The organism is Pseudoduganella aquatica (assembly GCF_020865585.1).
Taxonomy (GTDB): domain Bacteria; phylum Pseudomonadota; class Gammaproteobacteria; order Burkholderiales; family Burkholderiaceae_D; genus Rugamonas; species Rugamonas aquatica_A.
Genome location: NZ_CP086370.1, coordinates 5,688,072 through 5,706,731, shown reverse-complemented (window position 1 = coordinate 5,706,731; position 18,660 = coordinate 5,688,072). Strand labels below are relative to the sequence as shown.

Genomic DNA, 18,660 nt, shown 5'->3' with positions numbered 1-18,660 from the left:
ACTAAGTATGGACAAAGAAATCCTGCTGGCGCAGCCGCGCGGCTTCTGCGCCGGCGTTGACCGCGCGATTGAAATCGTCGAGCGCGCGCTGAAGCAGTTCGGCGCGCCCATCTATGTGCGCCACGAGATCGTGCACAACGCCTACGTGGTGGAGGACCTGCGCGCCAAGGGCGCCATCTTCATCGAAGACCTGGCCGACGTGCCGCCCGGCCACACCCTGGTGTTCTCGGCGCACGGCGTGTCGAAAGCGGTGCGGGCCGAAGCGGAAGCGCGCGGCTTCAGCATTTTCGACGCCACCTGCCCGCTGGTGACCAAGGTGCACGTGGAAGTGGCCAAGATGCGCAAGCAGGGTTGCGAGATCGTCATGATAGGCCACGACGGCCATCCGGAAGTGGAGGGCACCATGGGCCAGGCCGACGCCGGCATGCACCTGGTGGAAACCGTGGCCGACGTGGCCAAGCTGCAGGTGGGCAATCCGGACGCGCTGGCCTATGTTTCCCAGACAACGTTGTCGGTTGACGACACTACCGAGATTATCGCGGCGCTGAAACAAAAATATCCCAATATTATCGAGCCGAAGAAGGGCGACATCTGCTACGCCACCACCAACCGCCAGGAAGCCGTGAAATTCATAGCGCCGCAGGTGGAAGTGGTGATCGTGGTGGGCAGCCCGAACAGCTCCAATTCCAACCGCCTGCGCGAGGTGGCGGACAAGATGGGCACCCCGGCCTATATGGTCGACAATGCCGCCCAGATAGACGCCGCCTGGCTCGCGGGCAAGCAGCGCGTGGGCGTGACGGCGGGCGCGTCGGCGCCGGAAGTGCTGGTGCAGGCCGTGATCGACCGCCTGAAAGAGCTGGGCGCGCGCAGCGTGCGCGCGCTGGAAGGCGTGCAGGAGTCGGTCACCTTCCCCATGCCCAAGGGACTGGACGGTGAGAAAACCATGACGGTAGCGAATTAAATTCGGCGAACTTAATTTTTTTTCGATATTAGTTTTCGTTAAACCTCGCTATTATTGCGGACGCTTGTAATAGTAGATCGATGCACAACAGCGTCATTCAATGGCGGCACTACGGGGATAGCCTCTCCGGGTGCCGTTTTTGTTAACTCAAGAGGCAATTCCACGATGGATACATTTATCCAACAACTGATCAACGGCCTGGTGCTGGGCAGCATGTATGCGTTGATCGCACTGGGCTACACCATGGTGTACGGTGTGCTGAACCTGATTAACTTCGCCCACGGCGACGTGCTGATGGTGGGCGCCATGGCGGGCCTGACCATCCTGAACCAGCTCAACCACTATTTCCCCGACATGCCGGGCTATCTCAAGCTGGGCATCGCCATCCTGGGCGCCATCCCGGTCTGCATGGCCGTCAATGTGCTGATCGAGCGCGTGGCTTACCGCCGCCTGCGCAACGCGCCGCGCCTGGCGCCGCTGATCACCGCCATCGGCGTGTCCATCCTGCTGCAAACCTTCGCCATGATGATCTGGGGCCGCAACCCGCTGCCTTTCCCGCAGCTGCTGTCGTCCGACCCCATCATGCTGGGCAACTCGGTGATTACGCAAACGCAGGTGCTGCTGCTGGTGCTGGCCGCCGCCTCCATGTTCGGCCTGGTGATGCTGGTGGAGAAAACCAAGATGGGCCGCGCCATGCGCGCCGTCGCGGAAAACCCCCGCGTGGCCGGCTTGATGGGCGTGGACTCGAACAAGGTCATCGTCGCCACCTTCGCCATCGGCGCCGCGCTGGCGGCCGTGGCCGGTGTGATGTGGGGCGCCAACTACGCCTCCATCCAGTTCGCCATGGGATTCGTTCCCGGCCTGAAAGCCTTCTCGGCCGCGGTGCTGGGCGGTATCGGCAACATCTACGGCGCCATGATAGGCGGCATCGTGCTGGGCATTATTGAAAGCCTGGGCGCCGGCTATATCGGCGACCTGACCGGCGGCTTCCTCGGCTCCAACTACCAGGACATCTTCGCCTTCGTGGTGCTGATCCTGGTGCTGACTGTGCGTCCGTCCGGCATCATGGGCGAACGCGTGGCCGACCGCGCTTAAGAAAGGACTGATATGGCACTGTTGAACTTTGACGTCCAGAAAGACGCGAAAAAAGCCTACACCAGCATGGCCGTCGTGCTGGTGCTGATGCTGGTGTTCCCGTTTGTTGCGGCACCCTTCGGCAACTCCTGGGTCCGCATCGTGGACCTGGCGCTGCTCTACATCATGCTGGCGCTGGGCCTGAACATCGTGGTCGGCTTCGCCGGCCTGCTGGACCTGGGCTATATCGCGTTCTACGCGGTGGGCGCCTACATGACCGGCCTGCTGGCTTCGCCGCAATTCGCCACCTTGCTCGAATCGCTGATCAACCTGCATCCCGGCTTCGGCGAGGCGCTGGTGGCGGTGATGGGCGAGGAGATCCGCACCAACGGCATCCACCTGGCGGTCTGGTTCATCGTGCCGCTGGCGGCCGCGCTGGCGGGCCTGTTCGGCGCACTGCTGGGCGCACCGACGCTGAAGCTGCGCGGCGACTACCTGGCCATCGTGACGCTGGGCTTCGGCGAGATCATCCGCATCTTCATGAACAACCTGAACGAGCCGATCAACGTCACCAACGGCCCGCAGGGCATCAACCTGATCGACCCGATCCGCGTGTTCGGCACCTCGCTGGCCGGCGAAGCCGGTTCGCGCGCCACGGTCTACATTGGCGGCTTCGGCATGCCGTCCGTGAACGCCTACTACTACCTGTTCCTGTTCCTGTGCATCGCCGTGGTGTTCGTCACCAGCCGCCTGCAGCACTCGCGCCTGGGCCGCGCCTGGGTGGCCATCCGCGAAGACGAGATCGCCGCCAAGGCCATGGGCATCAACACCCGCAACGTCAAGCTGCTGGCCTTCTCCATGGGCGCCTCCTTCGGCGGCGTGGCGGGCGCCATGTTCGCGTCCTTCCAGGGCTTCGTGTCGCCGGAATCGTTCTCGCTGACCGAGTCCATCGCCGTGCTGGCCATGGTGGTGCTGGGCGGCATAGGCCACATCCCCGGCGTCATCATGGGCGGCGCGCTGCTGGCGGCCCTGCCCGAGGTGCTGCGCCACGTGGTGGAGCCGCTGCAGGAAAAGCTGTTCGGCCACGTGCTGATCGAAGCGGAAGTGCTGCGCCAGCTGCTGTACGGCCTGGCCATGGTGCTGATCATGCTGAACCGCCCGGCCGGCCTGTGGCCCGCGCCCAAGCATGAAGACCGTCCGGACGCCGACTCCGACACCAAAGATCAATCGTCCGGCGTTTTGCCAGCCTGAGGTAAGAGTATGAGCGAACAAGTTATTCTGAACATCGCCGGCGTCAACAAGCGCTTCGGCGGCTTGCAGGCGCTGACCGATGTCGGCATCAAGATCATGAAGGGCCAGATCTACGGCCTGATCGGCCCCAACGGCGCCGGCAAGACCACCTTCTTCAACGTCATCACCGGCTTGTACCAGCCGGACACCGGCACCTTCGAGCTGGCCGGCAAGCCGTACTCGCCGTCCGCGCCGCATGAAGTGGCGAAAGCCGGCATTGCGCGCACCTTCCAGAACATCCGCCTGTTCGGCGAGATGACCGCGCTGGAAAACGTCATGGTGGGCCGCCACGTGCGCTCGCACCAGGGCGTGTTCGGCGCCGTGTTCCGCCACAAGGCGGCGCGCGAGGAAGAAGCGGGCATCCGCAAGCGCGCGCAGGAGCTGCTGGACTTCGTCGGCATCGGCGCGTTCGCCAACCGCACCTCCAAGTTCCTGTCCTACGGCGACCAGCGCCGCCTGGAAATCGCCCGCGCCCTGGCCACCGACCCGCAACTGCTGGCGCTGGACGAACCGGCGGCCGGCATGAACGCCACCGAAAAGCTGGCGCTGAAAGAGCTGCTGGTCAAGATCAAGGCCGAAGGCAAGACCGTGCTGCTGATCGAGCACGACGTGAAAATGATGATGAGCTTGTGCGACCGCATCACGGTGCTGGAATACGGCAAGCCAATCGCGGAAGGCCTGCCCGCCGAGATCCAAAGCAACAAGGCGGTGATCGACGCCTACCTGGGAGGTTCGCACTAATGAGCGAGAATGTATTAAAGGTTTCCGGCCTGAAGGTGGCGTATGGCGGCATCAAGGCCGTCAAGGGCATAGACCTGGAAGTGAACAAGGGCGAGCTGGTCACGCTGATCGGCGCCAACGGCGCGGGCAAGACCACCACGCTGAAAGCCATCACCGGCACGCTGCCGGACTGCAAGGTCGAAGGCACGGTGGCCTATATGGGCCAGTCGCTGAAAGGCAGCAAGTCCTTCCACCTGGTGGAGAAAAAGCTGGCCATGGTGCCGGAAGGGCGCGGCGTGTTCACCCGCATGACCATCACAGAAAACCTGATGATGGGCGCCTATACACGTGACGACAAGGCCGGCATCGAGGCCGACATCGCCAAGTGGTTCGACATCTTCCCGCGCCTGAAAGAGCGCTCGGCGCAGCTGGCCGGCACCCTGTCCGGCGGCGAACAGCAGATGCTGGCCATGGCGCGCGCGCTGATGTGCCATCCGGCGCTGCTGCTGCTGGACGAGCCGTCGATGGGCCTGTCGCCCATCATGGTCGACAAGATCTTCGAAGTGATACGCAACGTCTCGCAGGAAGGCATCACCATCCTGCTGGTCGAGCAGAACGCCAAGCTCGCGCTGCAAGCGGCGCACCGCGGCTACGTGATGGACTCCGGCCTCATCACCATGACCGGCAAAGCCAGCGACATGCTGGACGACCCGCGCGTCAAAGCCGCCTACCTCGGCGAGTAAATTTGGCGAGCAGAAAAATGGGGTCAGGGTTGATTTTTGCGGAAATGGAAAATCAACCCTGACCCCTTTATGATTTACACTGGGTGCTCCTCAATACGGAGTTGCCGGCATGAGCGTTAAATCCCTGCCCGAACTGCTTACACTGGAACAGCTGATCGAGGATGGCGGGGACTTGCTCAATGCCAGCGTGGCCTGCACGGTGGCGGCGGACAGCCAGCAATTTCCCGTGTATGTACTGACCATGGGCAGCGCCGATCCGGCCGCGCCCGCGCTGGGTTTCTTCGGCGGCATCCACGGCCTGGAGCGCATCGGCACCCAGGTCATCCTTTCCTTTCTTCAAAGCCTGGTGGCGCGTTCGCGCTGGGACCACGGCCTGCATCATCTGCTGGAAAATGTGCGCCTGGTCTTTATGCCGCTGGTGAATCCGGGCGGCATGTGGCAGGCCACGCGCTGCAATCCGCAAGGCGTGGACCTGATGCGCAACTCGCCGGTGCAGGCCAGCGAGCGCGTGCCTTTCCTGCTGGGCGGCCAGCGCGCCAGCCCGGTGCTGCCCTGGTATCGCGGCGCCTTCGGCGCGCCCATGGAGGCGGAGAGCCGCGCCGTGTGCGAGGTGGTGGAGCGCGAGCTGCTGCCGCGCCAGTTCAGCGTCAGCATGGACTGCCATTCGGGCTTCGGCCTGCGCGACCGGATCTGGTTCCCGCACGCGCATACGCGCACGCCGATTGCGCACCTGCCGGAAATCGCGGCGCTGGAGGAGCTGTTCACGTCCAGCTATCCGCACCACAACTACACCTTCGAGCCGCAGAGCCTGCAATACCGCACCCATGGCGATTTGTGGGATTACCTGTACTTGCGCTTCGAGCGCGGCGGCGAGGGCCATGACCGCGTGTTCCTGCCGCTGACACTGGAGATGGGCTCGTGGCTGTGGGTGAAGAAGAATCCGCGCCAGCTGTTTTCCCGCCTGGGCGCGTTCAATCCCACCGCCGCGCACCGCTTGCAGCGCGTGCTGCGCAGCCATTTGCTGTGGTTCGATTTCCTGATGCGGGCGGTGAACGCCCATGCGCGCTGGGCGCCCGACGAGCCTGCGCGGCTGCAGCAGCGCAAGCGCGCGCTGGCGCGCTGGTACGGGCTGGGGACGGCGGCATGAGCTGGGTCTTGCTGCGCGGCCTGATGCGCGAGAGCCGGCACTGGGGCGAGTTTCCGGAGCAGTTCCGCGCCGCCGTGCCGGGTGCGGAGATCGTGACGCCGGATCTGCCGGGCAATGGCGTGAACTGGCGGCAGCGCAGTCCGGCGTCGGTGCGGGGCATGGTGGAGGCTTGCCGCGCGGATCTGCAGGCGCGCGGGCTGCGCGGGCCGTACAGCCTGCTGGCCTTGTCGCTGGGGGCGATGGTGGCCGTGCAGTGGCAGGCCAGCTATCCGGACGAGGTGGCGCGCTGCGTGTTGCTCAATACCAGCATGCGGCCGTTCAGCCGTTTTTACCAGCGGCTGCGCTGGCAGAATTATCCGGCCATCGTGCGGCAGTTGCTGCTGGGCGGGGCGCGGCGGCAGGAGCAGCTGGCGCTCAGGCTGACCAGCGTGGCGCATGGAGGCGATACGCGCGACAGCGAGCTGCTGAAGCGCTGGGTGGATTATCACAACGAGTTCCCGGTGTCGCGCGTGAATGCGCTGCGGCAGCTGCTGGCGGCGGCGCGCTTTCATGCGCCGCAGCGCGGAGAGGGCGGGGCGCCGCTGCTGGTGCTGGCGGGCGCGCGCGACGGGCTGGTCGATCCCTTGTGTTCGCAGCGCCTGGCGCGGGCCTGGGGGGCGGAGTTCCGCATGCATCCGGAGGCGGGGCATGATTTGCCGCTGGACGACGGACCCTGGGTGGCGCAGCAGGTGGCGCTGTGGTTGGCGGGTTACGCGCTGGCGCGCTAACCCGCCCTACGCAAGCACCGATGTACCGGGACAGGACGAAAAAAAGCCCCGGACTAGCCGGGGCTGATGAAGGACATCCGCCAGAGAGGACACCACGGATGCCGAGGAGACCTGCGCGGAGCCGGCCTCCGTGGAGGCCGGCGCTTCATGCATTACTTCTTGGCAGCGGGAGCAACCTTGGCGGCGGCGGCGGTGAACTGGTTCACGGCGGCGTTCAGGTTGGTCTCGATGGCTTCGCCAGCTTGCTTGGCGGATTTGGTGAACTGCTCGTAACCGGCGCTGGCGTTGCCCAGGGTCGATTTCAGCAGGGCGATCGCGTTTTCCGAACCGGCTGGCGCGTTCTTGCTCACTTCGTCCACCAGCGAGATGACCTTGCGGTTGGTTTCGGCGATTTGCGTTTCAGCAGCGCGGCTGAATTCAGCCTGGGTGCCGGAAGCGATGGCTGCCAGGTGACGGCCGTAGGCGATGGTTTTTTCGGCGCTAGGCTGCACTTGGGCGGCGGCCAGCGAGAAGAATTCTTGTGGATCCTTAGCCGACAGCAGCTGCTTGGCGGCAACCGAGGACTCTTCCAGCGATGCTTTGGCAGCGGTCAGGTTCAGGTCGACCAGCTTTTCCACGCCTTCGAAGGCTTTGGCGGTCAGCGACGAGAAGATGGCGAATTGGCTCTCAAAGTTGGCTTTGGTCGCATTGGAAAATTGCTCAGGGATAGAAAACATGTAAATCTCCAGTCTTGAAGTGATTTAAGCGATATAAGCGTTAGATGCTGCTGAAAGCTACCTGCAGTAAAACGGTGACGCGATTCTTTCAGGTCCGAACAACAAATTGTGCAACGCAACAAACCCGATTTTACGGCTTTAATTTTTTAAGTCAAGCGATTTTTGTGCGTTGCACAAAGGAACTCACTCCGCGCCGTTTGCCCTATACCTTAGGGCGGAAACTCCGTTTTGATCTAGAGCAACTTTGCTGCACTTGCGGCGGCGCCGGACCCGAAAATCCGCTCCGTGCTAGACTCTATATCTTCCGTGCAACATCCACTGTCTGGTTGGGCGCGTCCGATACTTTTGGTAGCCACCATGCCCAAAACCGCTTCTTTTTTGTCACCCATCCCGCTGTTCTTCGTATTCCTGTGGAGCACCGGCTTTATCGTGGCCAAGTTCGGCCTGCCGTATGCGCCGCCGCTGAGCTTCCTGCTGCTGCGCTTCCTGGGCGTGCTGGCCATTTTGCTGCCGCTGGTGCTGCTGATGCGCGCTCCCTGGCCGACAGGCAAGATCAAACAAGTGGCGCTGGCCGGGCTGCTGATGCAGGCGGGCTACCTGGCCGGCGTGTGGTGCGCCATCAAGCTGGGCATGCCGGCCGGGCTGACCGCGCTGATGGTGGGCATGCAGCCCATCCTGACGGCAATGGCGGCGCCGCTGATCGGCGAGAAGGTGCGCCCGCGCCAGTGGCTGGGGCTGCTGTTCGGCCTGGGCGGGGTGGCGCTGGTGGTGTACGCCAAGATCACGCTGGTGGGCCTGTCGTGGCAGGCCATTGCGCTGTGCCTGTTCGCGCTGCTGTCCATTACGGCCGGCACCATGTACCAGCGCCGCTACTGCCCGCAGTTCGATTTGCGCACCGGCACCGTGATCCAGTTCGCGGCGTCGTTTGTGGTGATTTTGCCATTTGCGCTGTATTTTGAAAGCTTTACTGACATACAATGGACTGTGCGCTTTGTCGGCGCGCTGGCCTGGTCTGTGCTGGCGCTGTCGATCGGCGCGATTTTCCTGCTGTTCGCGCTGATACGCCGCAGCGACGCCACCCAGGTGACCAGCTTGCTGTACCTGACGCCGCCCACCACTGCCATCATGGCCTGGCTGATGTTCGGCGAAGCGTTCAGCCTGCTGGGCGCGGCCGGGATGGCGCTGGCGGTGCTGGGCGTGGTGTTCGTAGTGAAGCAACCCCGGTGAAGCAACCCAGGTGAATGATGATCAATACTCCAGACCAGCAGGCGGTGGACGCCGCCATCACGTCGCGCCGCTCCATCCGCGCCTTCCTGCCCACGCCGCTGGCGCGCGAGGATATCGAACAGCTGCTGCAGGTGGCGGCGCGCGCGCCGTCCGGCACCAATACTCAGCCGTGGAAGGTGTACGTGCTCACCGGCGAGAAAAAACAGCGCTTGTCTGAGCGTATTCTGGCCGCACATAATAATCCTGAGGAAGCCAGCCGGCACACCGAGGAATATCCGTATTACCCGCGCGAGTGGGTGTCGCCCTATGTGGACCGGCGCCGCAAGGTGGGCTGGGATTTGTACAAGCTGCTGGGCCTGACGCGCGACAACAAGGCCGGCATGGCCGCTCAGCATGGCCGCAACTATGCTTTCTTCGGCGCCCCCGTGGGGCTGATGTTCACCATAGACCGGGTGATGGAGCAGGGTTCCTGGCTGGACTACGGCATGTTCCTGCAAAACATCATGGTGGCGGCGCGCGGGCGCGGGCTGGACACTTGCCCGCAGGCAGCCTTCACGCAGTACCACAAGATTATCCGCGCCGAGCTGGAATTGCCGGATAATGAAATGGTGGTGTGCGGGATGTCGCTGGGCTATGCGGACCCTGGCCGGATCGAGAACACCTTGATCACGGAGCGCGAGCCGGCTGCTCACTTTGTTAAATTTGTAGAGTGAGCAAGCTGTGGTTTTACGGTGCGCTGCGGGATGGATACTGCTTGCGCCACCGCGAGGTTTTGCTACACTGCAACAAGAATAGTCTCACTGCATTGGGGAACGAAAATGGTTAAATTGACCTTGGGCGCGATACTCGCCTTGCTGTGCGTCTCGCTGCCCGCCTCGGCGGCCCATGCGGGGGAGAGCGCGCGCAAGCCCACTGTAAAGAAAAGCAAGGCCACGCCGCGCCGCCAGTCCATGGTGCTGCAGCCGATGGCGTCCGCCGCGCCGCGCGAGCGCACCGTGCGCCGCGTGATGGTGGTGAACGGCAAGCGCAAGGTGGTGTACCAGAAGGTGAGCAATGTGTCCGAGGGCCTGGCCCGTCCGACCATGGGCGACCTGGCCGGCCTGCATCTGACGCGCGATCCGCTGGACCTGAAATCGAATGTGGCTTTCGTGCTGGACCAGGCCAATTCGGAAATCCTGTTTGAAAAGAATGCCGGCGTGGCGCTGCCCATCGCCTCCATCACCAAGATGATGACCGGCCTGGTGGTGGTGGAAGCCGGCCAGGACATGGACGAAGTGCTGACCGTGACCGAGGAAGACGTCGACCACGAGAAATTCAGCAGCTCGCGCCTGCGCGTGGGCTCGCAGCTGACGCGCGCCAATATGCTGCATATCGCGCTGATGAGTTCGGAAAACCGTGCCGCGTCCGCGCTGGGCCGCCACTATCCGGGCGGCCTGCCGGCCTTCGTGGACGCCATGAACGCCAAGGCGCAGTCGCTGGGCATGACGGACACCCGCTATGTCGATTCCAGCGGCCTGTCGAAAATGAATGTGGCCAGCGCGCGCGATCTGGCCAAGCTGGCCATGGCGGCCTACCAGCACCCGGTGCTGCGCGAATATTCCACCGACGCGAAAGCCGTGGTGGAAGCGAATGGCCGTCCGATGCAGTTCGGCACCACCAACCGCCTGATCGCCACGCCGGGCTGGGAAATCGGCCTGCAGAAAACCGGCTTTATCAATGAGGCTGGCCGCTGCATGCTGATGCAGGCGGTGATACAGGGCCGCGCCGTCATCATGGTGCTGCTCGACGCCAAGGGTTCGGCTGCGCGCGCCGCGGACGCGGGCCGCATGCGCAAGTGGCTGGAAGCGCTGAAGCCGGCCGGCATGTCGACCGGCATATCAACTGGCATATCAGCCGGCGCGCTGGGCGGCGGACTGACCGGCGCCGCCGGCACCGTCTCGCCCGCTTACTCCACCGGCATGTAGCCGAGCGTGGCCGAGATCTGGTTGGCGGTGCTGACCAGGTCTTCCAGCCACTCATCCTGCAGGCGGTCGGCCGGCGCCGAGATGGACAGGCCGGCGATCAGCTTGCCGCTGTCGTCCCGTATGCCTGCCGCCATGCAGCGCACGCCCAGTTCCAGTTCCTCGTTGTCGCGCGCATAGCCGCGCGCCCGCACCAGGCTCAGTTCGCGCTCCAGCTTGGCCAGATCCGTGATCGAATTCTTGTTGTGCCCGGCCAGGCCGGTGCGCGTGGCGTAGGCGCGGATGGCTTTCGGCTCGTCCACCGACAGGAAGAGCTTGCCGGTCGAAGTCAGGTGCAGCGGGCCGCGTCCGCCGATGGCGCGCACCACCTGCATGCCGGAGCGCTCGGAGAAGGCGCGGTCGATATACACGATTTCGTCGCCCTGGCGCACCGACAGGTTGATGGTCTGCTGGGTTTTCTTGTGCAGCGAGCGCATGAAGTCCAGCGCCGCTTCGCGCACCGACAGGCGGCTTTTCACCACATTGCCCAGTTCCAGCAGGCGCATGCCGAGGCGGTAGGTGCCCGGTTCAATGCGGTCCACAAAACGCGTCAGCACCATGTCGTTCAGAATGCGGTGCGCCGTGGACGGGTGCAGGCCGGACACCTTGGACAGTTCCTTCAGGCTCACCGGGTCCGGATACCTGGCCAGCGCGTCGAGCAGCGCAACCATGCGTTCTATCACCTGGATGGTGGTTTTTTGCTCAGGGACGGTTTCAATTTTCATGATGTGGTTGGTGCAGTGCGGTATTTGTCCTCTACTTTATACCATGATGTGAAAAAAAGGGGAATTCCGGCGCGCGCTTCTCCTATGGCGGAGGCATAATGACGCACCGTATCAATACTGGACAGCCATATGGAACAACCTGTTAGCGAATTTAAAAGCAAGAGCGGCCTCAAGCGCATCTATTCGGCGCTGTTGTATTCCTTCGACGGTCTGAAGGCCGCCTGGCGCCACGAGCACGCTTTCCGCCAGGAATTGATGCTGTTTGCCGTAGGCGCCGTGACGGCGCTGCTGCTGCCGGTGTCGGCCTTCCAGAAGCTGGTGCTGATCGCGCCTCTGGTGCTGATGCTGATCGTGGAGTTGATCAATTCGGCCATCGAGGCGGTGGTGGACCGCATTTCGCTGGAGCGCCATCCGCTGTCCAAAAACGCCAAGGACTTCGGCAGCGCCGCCGTGCTGCTGTGCGGCTTGCTGGCCGCGCTGACGTGGACGGTGGTGCTGGTGCAGCGCTTCTACTAAGAAGACATATGCATTCGCGGTATATGGAATCTCTAAATACTTCGTTCTCAAATATATAGGCCGGCGATAAGCTACAGTTTCTGAGGTCCTAACTACAACGGGGTATTCTGATGCTGTCCAAAAAAATTATCGCTGCAACCGTCTTCGCTGCAACCGCCATCGCGCCTGCGCTGGCCGCCGAGTTCAGCCTGCTGAACGTTTCCTATGACCCAACCCGCGAGCTGTACGCGGACGTCAACACCGCCTTCGCCAAGGACTACAAGGCCAAGACCGGCGACACCGTCAAGATCAAGCAGTCGCACGGCGGCTCGGGCAAGCAGGGCCGCGCCGTGATCGACGGCCTGGAGGCGGACGTGGTGACGCTGGCGCTGGCCTACGACATCGACGCCATCGCCGAGCGCAGCCTGCTGAACAAGGACTGGCAGAAACGCCTGGGCCACAACAGCACTCCGTACAGCTCGACCATCGTGTTCCTGGTGCGCAAGGGTAATCCTAAAGGCATCAAGGACTGGAGCGACCTGGTGAAACCGGGCGTGGCCGTCATCACGCCGAATCCGAAAACCTCGGGCGGCGCGCGCTGGAACCACCTGGCCGCCTACGGCTACGCACTGCGCCAGCAAGGCGGCAGCGACGCCAGCGCCAAGGACTTCCTGAAGAAGCTGTACAAAAACGTGCCGGTGCTGGACTCCGGCGCGCGCGGCGCCACCACCACCTTCGTCGAACGCGGCATCGGCGACGTGCTGATCGCCTGGGAAAACGAAGCGCTGCTGGCCATCAAGGAACTGGGGCCGAACAAGGTTGAAATCGTGGCGCCGTCGGTCAGCATCCTGGCCGAGCCGCCGGTGGCCGTGGTCGACAAAGTGGTGGACAAGCGCGGCACCCGCAAAGTGGCGGAGGCCTACCTGAACTTCCTGTACACGGACGAGGCGCAGGAACTGATCGCCAAGAACTACTACCGTCCTACCGTGGAGAAGGAAGCCAAGAAATACGCAGCCCAGTTCCCCAACGTGAAACTGTTCACGCTGGCGCAAGTGGCGGGCGACTGGACCACGGCGCAGAAGGTGCACTTCGCCGACGGCGGCGTGTTTGACCAGATCTACACCCCGGGCAAATAAGCCCCGGCGGCTTCCGCCGCCTCCGACTTTGCTTGCAAAGCAGGGGGCGGCGGGTGCACAATGATTAGATCGTCAATATTTTCGAGGAGTTATTATGACCTTACGCCTGGGCGACGTCGCCCCCGATTTCGAGCAGCAATCTTCCATCGGCCCTATCAAGTTCCACGAGTGGGCTGGCAACTCCTGGGTGGTGCTGTTCTCGCACCCAGCCGACTTCACCCCGGTGTGCACCACCGAACTGGGCCTGACCGCCAAGCTGAAGCCGGAATTCGACAAGCGCAATGTGAAAGCCATCGCGCTGTCGGTGGACCCGGTTGAGTCGCACGCCGCCTGGATCAAGGACATCGAGGAAACGCAGAAAACCGTGGTGGGCTTCCCCATCATCGCCGACGCGGACAAGAAGGTCGCCAACCTGTACGACATGATCCACCCGGAGCAATCCGCCACGGCCACCGTGCGCACGCTGTTCGTGATCGATCCGAACAAGAAAATCCGCCTGTCCATCACCTATCCGATGAGCACCGGCCGCAACTTCGACGAAGTGCTGCGCGTCATCGACGCCCTGCAGCTGACCGACGGCTACACCGTGGCCACGCCGGGCAACTGGAAAGATGGCGACGATGTCATTATTCCGCTGACCGTGCAGGACCCGGAAGTGCTGAAGCAGAAGTATCCGAAAGGCTTCAAAGCCGAGCGGCCTTACCTGCGCGTGACCCCTCAGCCGAACAAGTAAACATCCGGGGTCAGTCCCGCCGGGACTGACCCCAGCAGTGAACTCGGCCGCTGTACGCATAAGCAAATAGGATTTCCGTTGTTTGGATTTCCCGCAACTCTGGTTACCCTTGCGGCTCTTATTGGAGAGTTCGCATGGATTTGTCGTTTATTGCATCAGGTTTCGGCGTAGGCCTGCTGGTCGGCATGACTGGCGTGGGCGGCGGTTCGCTGATGACACCTATCCTGACGCTGCTGTTCGGCGTCTCTCCTTCGGTTGCCGTGGGCACCGACCTGGCCTTCGCGGCCGTCACCAAATCCGCTGGTACTTTCACGCACCGCCTGCGCGGCACCGTGCGCTGGGATATCGTGCGCCTGCTGTGCCTGGGCGCAGTCCCGGCCGCCATCGTGGCCGCCATCGGCCTCAAGCAGTTCGGCGCGCTGGACAAGGAAATCGGCCAGCTGATACGCTATTCCATCGCCGGCTCCGTCCTGCTGACGGTGGTCGCCATCCTGTTCCGCAGCAAGATGCTGGCCTGGATCAACGCCCATCCCGAACGCCAGCTGCAGGGCCGCGCGCTGAGCACCGCCACCGTGGTGTCCGGCGCCGTGCTGGGCACGCTGGTCACCATTTCCTCCATCGGCGCCGGCGCCATCGGCGCCACCCTGCTGGTGATGCTGTATCCGCGCCTGAGCGCCGCCGAAGTGGCGGGCACCGATATCGCCTATGCGGTGCCGCTGACGGCCGTGGCGGCCGTCGGCCACTGGTGGCTGGGTTCCATCGACTGGATGCTGCTGCTGACCCTGCTGGTGGGCTCCGTGCCCGGCATCACCATCGGTTCCTGGTTTGCGCGCGCCGTGCCCGAGCGCGTGCTGCGCGGCCTGCTGGCCGCAACGCTGACGGCGGTGGCGGCCAAGCTGCTGGCATAAGGCGCTGACAACACTGGCAAATTCATATCTAAGCAAATGACAATTGCGTCGTTTGCTTCATAACTCCTCTATGCGATTATCCGGGCCTAAACTCGGAATTGTAATAAGAGGAGTGTTCATGTCTGCAGTCGCCATCCCGGCCGCCCCGCCGGTGACATACCAACCCAGGAGCGCCCCATTCAGGGTGATGCCGGGCTTTAAGCTGTCGCTGGGCTTCACGATCTTCTATCTGTCGCTGATCGTGCTGATCCCCTTGTCGGCGGTGTTCCTGAAAACGTTCACCATGACCTGGGAGCAGTTCTGGACCGCCGTCACGTCCGAACGCGTGATGGCGTCCTACCGCCTGACCTTTGGCGCTTCGCTGATCGGCGCCTTCATCAACGCCATCTTCGGCTTCATCGTGGCCTGGGTGCTGGTGCGCTACCAGTTCCCCGGCAAGCGCATCGTGGACGCGCTGGTGGACCTGCCGTTCGCGCTGCCCACCGCCGTGGCCGGCATCACGCTGACGGCGCTGTATTCCTCCAACGGCTGGTTCGGTTCCTTCCTGGAAGGCACGCTGGGCCTGAAGGTGGCGTTCACGCCGCTGGGCGTGGTGGTGGCGCTGACCTTTATCGGCCTGCCTTTCGTGGTGCGCACCGTGCAGCCCGTGCTGGAGGACGCCGAGCGCGAACTGGAAGAGGCCGCCGCCAGCCTGGGCGCCAGCGCCTTCCAGACCTTTGTGCGCGTGGTCTTCCCCACCGTGCTGCCTTCGCTGATGACCGGCTTCGCGCTGGCCTTCGCGCGCGCCACCGGCGAATACGGCTCGGTGATTTTCATCGCCGGCAATATGCCCATGGTGTCCGAGATTACGCCGCTGTTCATCATCACCAAGCTGGAGCAGTACGACTACGCGGGCGCCACGGCGATCGCCGTGGTGATGCTGCTGATCTCCTTCGTGCTGCTGCTGTCCATCAATCTGCTGCAAGCCTGGGCTCGCGGAAAGTCGGGTAAATAATGAGCGCTCCAACTCCTGTCGTGCCACGCCGCGGCGAACTGGCGTCCGCGCCGAATATCCTGGAGCCGCTGTGGGTGCGCGGCATGCTGATCGCTGTCGCTTTGGCCTTTTTGACGCTGTTCCTGTTCGTGCCGTTGGTGGCCGTGTTTGCCGAGGCGCTGAAAAAAGGCTGGGACGTGTACGCCTCCGCCATCGTCGAGGACGACGCCATCTCCGCCATCAAGCTCACGCTGATCACGGCCGCCATCGCCGTGCCGCTGAACCTGGTGTTCGGCGTGGCCGCTTCCTGGTGCATCGCCAAGTTCGAGTTTCGCGGCAAGAGCTTTTTGCTGACGCTGATCGACCTGCCGTTCTCGGTGTCGCCGGTGATCTCCGGCCTGATCTACGTGCTGCTGTTCGGCGCGCAGGGCTGGTTCGGCCCGTGGCTGTCCGCGCACGACATCAAGATCCTGTTCGCGGTGCCGGGCATCGTGCTGGCCACCATCTTCGTGACCTTCCCCTTCGTGGCGCGCGAACTGATCCCGCTGATGCAGGCGCAGGGCAGCGAGGAAGAAGAGGCGGCCCTGGTGCTGGGCGCGTCCGGCTGGCAGACCTTCTTCCGCGTGACGCTGCCGAACATCAAATGGGGCCTGCTGTACGGCGTCATCCTGTGCAACGCCCGCGCCATGGGCGAGTTCGGTGCGGTGTCGGTGGTGTCCGGCCATATCCGTGGCGAGACCAACACGGTGCCGCTGCAGGTGGAAATCCTCTACAACGAATACAACTTCGCGGCCGCTTTCGCCGTGGCCTCGCTGCTGGCACTGCTGGCGCTGGTCACGCTGGCCTTGAAATCCTTTATCGCCTGGCGTCTGCATGAAGACTACGCCGGTCAAACTTCGGAGCACTGAGCCATGACGATCGCAGTCAAAAACATCAACAAGCGTTTCGGCGAATTTACCGCCCTGAACAATGTGTCGCTGGACTTTCCCACGGGCGAACTGACCGCGCTGCTGGGACCGTCCGGCTGCGGCAAGACCACGCTGCTGCGCTGCATCGCCGGCCTGGAGCATCCGGACTCGGGCCAGGTCCTGCTGGACGGCAAGGACGCCTCCGACCGCCATGTGCGCGAGCGCCAGGTGGGCTTTGTGTTCCAGCATTACGCGCTGTTCAAGCACATGACCGTGTTCGAGAACGTGGCCTTCGGCCTGCGCGTGAAATCGCGCGCCGAGCGTCCGTCCGAGTCGCAGATCAAGAAGAAGGTCATGGACCTGCTGGGCCTGGTGCAGCTGGACTGGCTGGCCGACCGCTATCCGCCGCAGCTGTCCGGCGGACAGCGCCAGCGCATCGCCCTGGCGCGTGCGCTGGCGGTGGAGCCGCGCGTGCTGCTGCTGGACGAACCGTTCGGCGCGCTGGACGCCAAGGTGCGCAAGGAGCTGCGCCGCTGGCTGCGCCGCCTGCACGACGAGCTGCACGTGACCAGCATCTTCGTCACGCACGACCAGGAGGAAGCGCTGGAAGTGGCAGACCAGGTGGTGCTGATGAACAAGGGCAATGTCGAACAGATAGGCGCGCCGGACCAGGTGTACAACCATCCCGCGTCGCCCTTCGTGTACGGCTTCCTGGGCAATGTGAACATGTTCCACGGCCGCGTGCATGAAGGCGTGATCACCACCGGCGGCGTGGCGCTGGACCTGGCCTCGCACGGCGAGACGCAGGACAGCAAGGGCATCGCCTATGTGCGTCCGCACGACCTGGACGTGGACCGCTACACGCAGGGCGCCGAGGGCATCGTGGTCAAGCTGCGCCGCGCGCACGCCATCGGCCCGCTGGCCCAGCTGGACCTGGAGCGCGCCGACAACGCCGAGATCATCGAAGCGGTGATACCGAACGAGCGCTACAGCCATCTGGGCCTGAAGGAAGGCGAGACCCTGGTGGTGCGTCCGAAACGCCTGCATGTGTTTGTTGATGAAGGAAGCGCGATATGAATTTCCAGCAACTGCGTTCCATACGCGAAGCGGCCCGCCGCAACTTCAACCTGACCGAAGTGGCCAATGCGCTGTTCACGTCGCAGCCCGGCGTGAGCCGCCAGATCCGCGAGCTGGAAGACGAGCTGGGCGTGGTCATCTTCGAGCGCAACGGCAAGCGCCTGACCGGTTTGACCGACCCCGGCAAGGGCATCCTGAAGATTATCGACCGCTTGCTGGTGGAGGCCGAGAATCTGCAGCAGGCCAGCCAGGAATACACCGGCCAGAACAGCGGCACCCTGACCATCGCCGCCACCCACACGCAGGCGCGCTACGCGCTGCCGAAAGTGGTGCAGAGCTTCCGCGCCGCCTTCCCCGACGTGCGCATCGCCCTGCAGCAAAGCTCGCCCGAGCATATTGCGGAATGGGTGCTGTCGGGCAAGGCGGACATCGGCATCGCCACCGAGGGCCTGAGCCAGTTCCCGGACCTGGTATCCTTCCCGTGCTATCGCTGGAGCCACTTGATCGTGGTGCCGGACGGCCATCCGCTGCTGGGCCGCACCAATATCCGCCTGGAGGACCTGGCCGAGTTCCCGCTGATTACCTACGACGTGGGCTTTACCGGGCGCGGCCACCTGGACGACGCGTTCGCGCGCGCCGGCGTGCGTCCGGACATCGTGCTGACGGCCATGGATTCGGACGTCATCAAGCAGTATGTGTCGCTGGGCTTGGGCGTGGGCATCGTGGCCTCGATGGCCTTCGACCACGGGCGCGACAAGGGCCTGCGCGCGGTGGAAGCGTCGCACCTGTTCGCGGCGAACACCACGCGCCTGGCGGTGCGGCGCGGCGCCTACCTGCGCACCTATGCGCAGGAGTTCATCCTGCAGTTCGCGCCCGAGCTGCGCCGCAGCGATATCGAAGTAGCCCTTGCCGGGCCTGAGGCCGCGTAAAGCGCATGGGGTGTTGCGGTGGGAAAACAGACTATCTATTTTCCTGCCAGCCATTGTCATAAAGCCATATACTGATTTCAGTTCTAAGCCGCACAGCACCCCATTTTTGAAACATTGTTTTAAAGTTCAGG

At 63.4% G+C, this 18,660-nt stretch carries 20 protein-coding genes; 18 read left to right on the top strand and 2 right to left on the bottom strand.

Translation table 11 applies throughout. From position 1 onward, the window contains the following. Positions 1–7 precede the first annotated feature (7 nt). From ispH to KT882_RS25440, 7 genes are all read left to right on the top strand, one after another. Complete coding sequence (gene ispH / locus KT882_RS25470; protein ID WP_228893604.1) at positions 8–961, top strand: 4-hydroxy-3-methylbut-2-enyl diphosphate reductase; 954 nt, start codon at positions 8–10, stop codon at positions 959–961. Between the two features lie 165 nt (positions 962–1,126). Continuing rightward, entirely contained in the window at positions 1,127–2,056 is a 930-nt protein-coding gene (locus tag KT882_RS25465; protein WP_161073724.1) for a branched-chain amino acid ABC transporter permease, read from the top strand. A 12-nt stretch (positions 2,057–2,068) separates the two neighbouring features. Further along, positions 2,069–3,286: an ABC transporter permease subunit gene (locus KT882_RS25460; RefSeq protein ID WP_161073725.1), complete on the top strand. Its 1,218-nt coding sequence runs from the start codon at positions 2,069–2,071 to the stop codon at positions 3,284–3,286. A 9-nt stretch (positions 3,287–3,295) separates the two neighbouring features. Beyond that, complete coding sequence (locus KT882_RS25455) at positions 3,296–4,066, top strand: ABC transporter ATP-binding protein (protein WP_161073726.1); 771 nt, start codon at positions 3,296–3,298, stop codon at positions 4,064–4,066. Continuing rightward, the gene (locus KT882_RS25450; protein ID WP_161073727.1) at positions 4,066–4,788 is read left to right on the top strand and encodes an ABC transporter ATP-binding protein; all 723 of its coding nucleotides are present in this window, start codon (positions 4,066–4,068) and stop codon (positions 4,786–4,788) included. Before KT882_RS25455 ends, KT882_RS25450 begins: the two co-directional genes overlap by 1 nt. Positions 4,789–4,897: 109 nt before the next feature. Further along, positions 4,898–5,935: a M14 family zinc carboxypeptidase gene (locus tag KT882_RS25445; protein WP_161073728.1), complete on the top strand. Its 1,038-nt coding sequence runs from the start codon at positions 4,898–4,900 to the stop codon at positions 5,933–5,935. After that, complete coding sequence (locus tag KT882_RS25440) at positions 5,932–6,702, top strand: alpha/beta fold hydrolase (protein WP_228893603.1); 771 nt, start codon at positions 5,932–5,934, stop codon at positions 6,700–6,702. The genes KT882_RS25445 and KT882_RS25440 overlap by 4 nt, the downstream gene beginning before the upstream one ends. A gap of 152 nt (positions 6,703–6,854) precedes the next feature. Here the strand turns inward: KT882_RS25440 and KT882_RS25435 are convergent, their stop codons facing one another. Further along, on the bottom strand, positions 6,855–7,418 hold the full coding sequence (locus KT882_RS25435; RefSeq protein ID WP_161073730.1) for a phasin family protein: 564 nt from the start codon (positions 7,416–7,418) through the stop codon (positions 6,855–6,857). A 357-nt stretch (positions 7,419–7,775) separates the two neighbouring features. On the opposite strand from KT882_RS25435, the gene KT882_RS25430 reads away from it, so the two are divergent. The 3 genes from KT882_RS25430 to KT882_RS25420 all read left to right on the top strand — a co-directional run bounded on the left by KT882_RS25430 (position 7,776) and on the right by KT882_RS25420 (position 10,609). After that, complete coding sequence (locus KT882_RS25430) at positions 7,776–8,645, top strand: DMT family transporter (RefSeq protein ID WP_161073731.1); 870 nt, start codon at positions 7,776–7,778, stop codon at positions 8,643–8,645. Between the two features lie 17 nt (positions 8,646–8,662). Next, positions 8,663–9,358 carry a nitroreductase gene (locus KT882_RS25425; protein ID WP_161073785.1) on the top strand — a complete coding sequence of 232 codons (696 nt, stop codon included), beginning with the start codon at positions 8,663–8,665 and terminating at the stop codon, positions 9,356–9,358. Between the two features lie 105 nt (positions 9,359–9,463). After that, positions 9,464–10,609, top strand: a complete 1,146-nt coding sequence (locus tag KT882_RS25420; protein ID WP_161073732.1) for a serine hydrolase — start codon at positions 9,464–9,466, stop codon at positions 10,607–10,609. On the opposite strand, the gene KT882_RS25415 is transcribed toward KT882_RS25420, so the two are convergent. After that, positions 10,591–11,370, bottom strand: coding sequence for an IclR family transcriptional regulator (locus tag KT882_RS25415; protein WP_161073733.1), 780 nt, complete (start codon positions 11,368–11,370; stop codon positions 10,591–10,593). The genes KT882_RS25420 and KT882_RS25415 overlap by 19 nt on opposite strands. A gap of 129 nt (positions 11,371–11,499) precedes the next feature. Between KT882_RS25415 and KT882_RS25410 the strand changes: the two genes are divergently transcribed. The 8 genes from KT882_RS25410 (at position 11,500) to KT882_RS25375 (ending at position 18,529) form a co-directional block, all read left to right on the top strand. Continuing rightward, positions 11,500–11,886 (top strand): diacylglycerol kinase, encoded by a 387-nt coding sequence (locus tag KT882_RS25410; protein ID WP_161073734.1) that lies wholly within the window; start codon positions 11,500–11,502, stop codon positions 11,884–11,886. Positions 11,887–11,996: 110 nt separating this feature from the next. Further along, positions 11,997–13,001, top strand: coding sequence for a sulfate ABC transporter substrate-binding protein (locus KT882_RS25405; protein WP_161073735.1), 1,005 nt, complete (start codon positions 11,997–11,999; stop codon positions 12,999–13,001). A gap of 94 nt (positions 13,002–13,095) precedes the next feature. Next, on the top strand, positions 13,096–13,734 hold the full coding sequence (locus KT882_RS25400) for a peroxiredoxin (protein ID WP_161073736.1): 639 nt from the start codon (positions 13,096–13,098) through the stop codon (positions 13,732–13,734). A 134-nt stretch (positions 13,735–13,868) separates the two neighbouring features. After that, complete coding sequence (locus KT882_RS25395; protein WP_228893602.1) at positions 13,869–14,642, top strand: sulfite exporter TauE/SafE family protein; 774 nt, start codon at positions 13,869–13,871, stop codon at positions 14,640–14,642. Positions 14,643–14,829: 187 nt separating this feature from the next. Next, a complete protein-coding gene (cysT, locus tag KT882_RS25390) occupies positions 14,830–15,636 on the top strand; it encodes a sulfate ABC transporter permease subunit CysT (RefSeq protein WP_161073786.1) in 807 nt (268 codons plus the stop codon). Further along, complete coding sequence (cysW, locus tag KT882_RS25385) at positions 15,636–16,523, top strand: sulfate ABC transporter permease subunit CysW (protein ID WP_228893601.1); 888 nt, start codon at positions 15,636–15,638, stop codon at positions 16,521–16,523. Before cysT ends, cysW begins: the two co-directional genes overlap by 1 nt. A gap of 3 nt (positions 16,524–16,526) precedes the next feature. Further along, positions 16,527–17,600: a sulfate/molybdate ABC transporter ATP-binding protein gene (locus KT882_RS25380; protein WP_161073739.1), complete on the top strand. Its 1,074-nt coding sequence runs from the start codon at positions 16,527–16,529 to the stop codon at positions 17,598–17,600. Then, entirely contained in the window at positions 17,597–18,529 is a 933-nt protein-coding gene (locus tag KT882_RS25375; RefSeq protein WP_228893600.1) for a CysB family HTH-type transcriptional regulator, read from the top strand. Before KT882_RS25380 ends, KT882_RS25375 begins: the two co-directional genes overlap by 4 nt. The last annotated feature ends 131 nt before the right edge of the window (positions 18,530–18,660 follow it).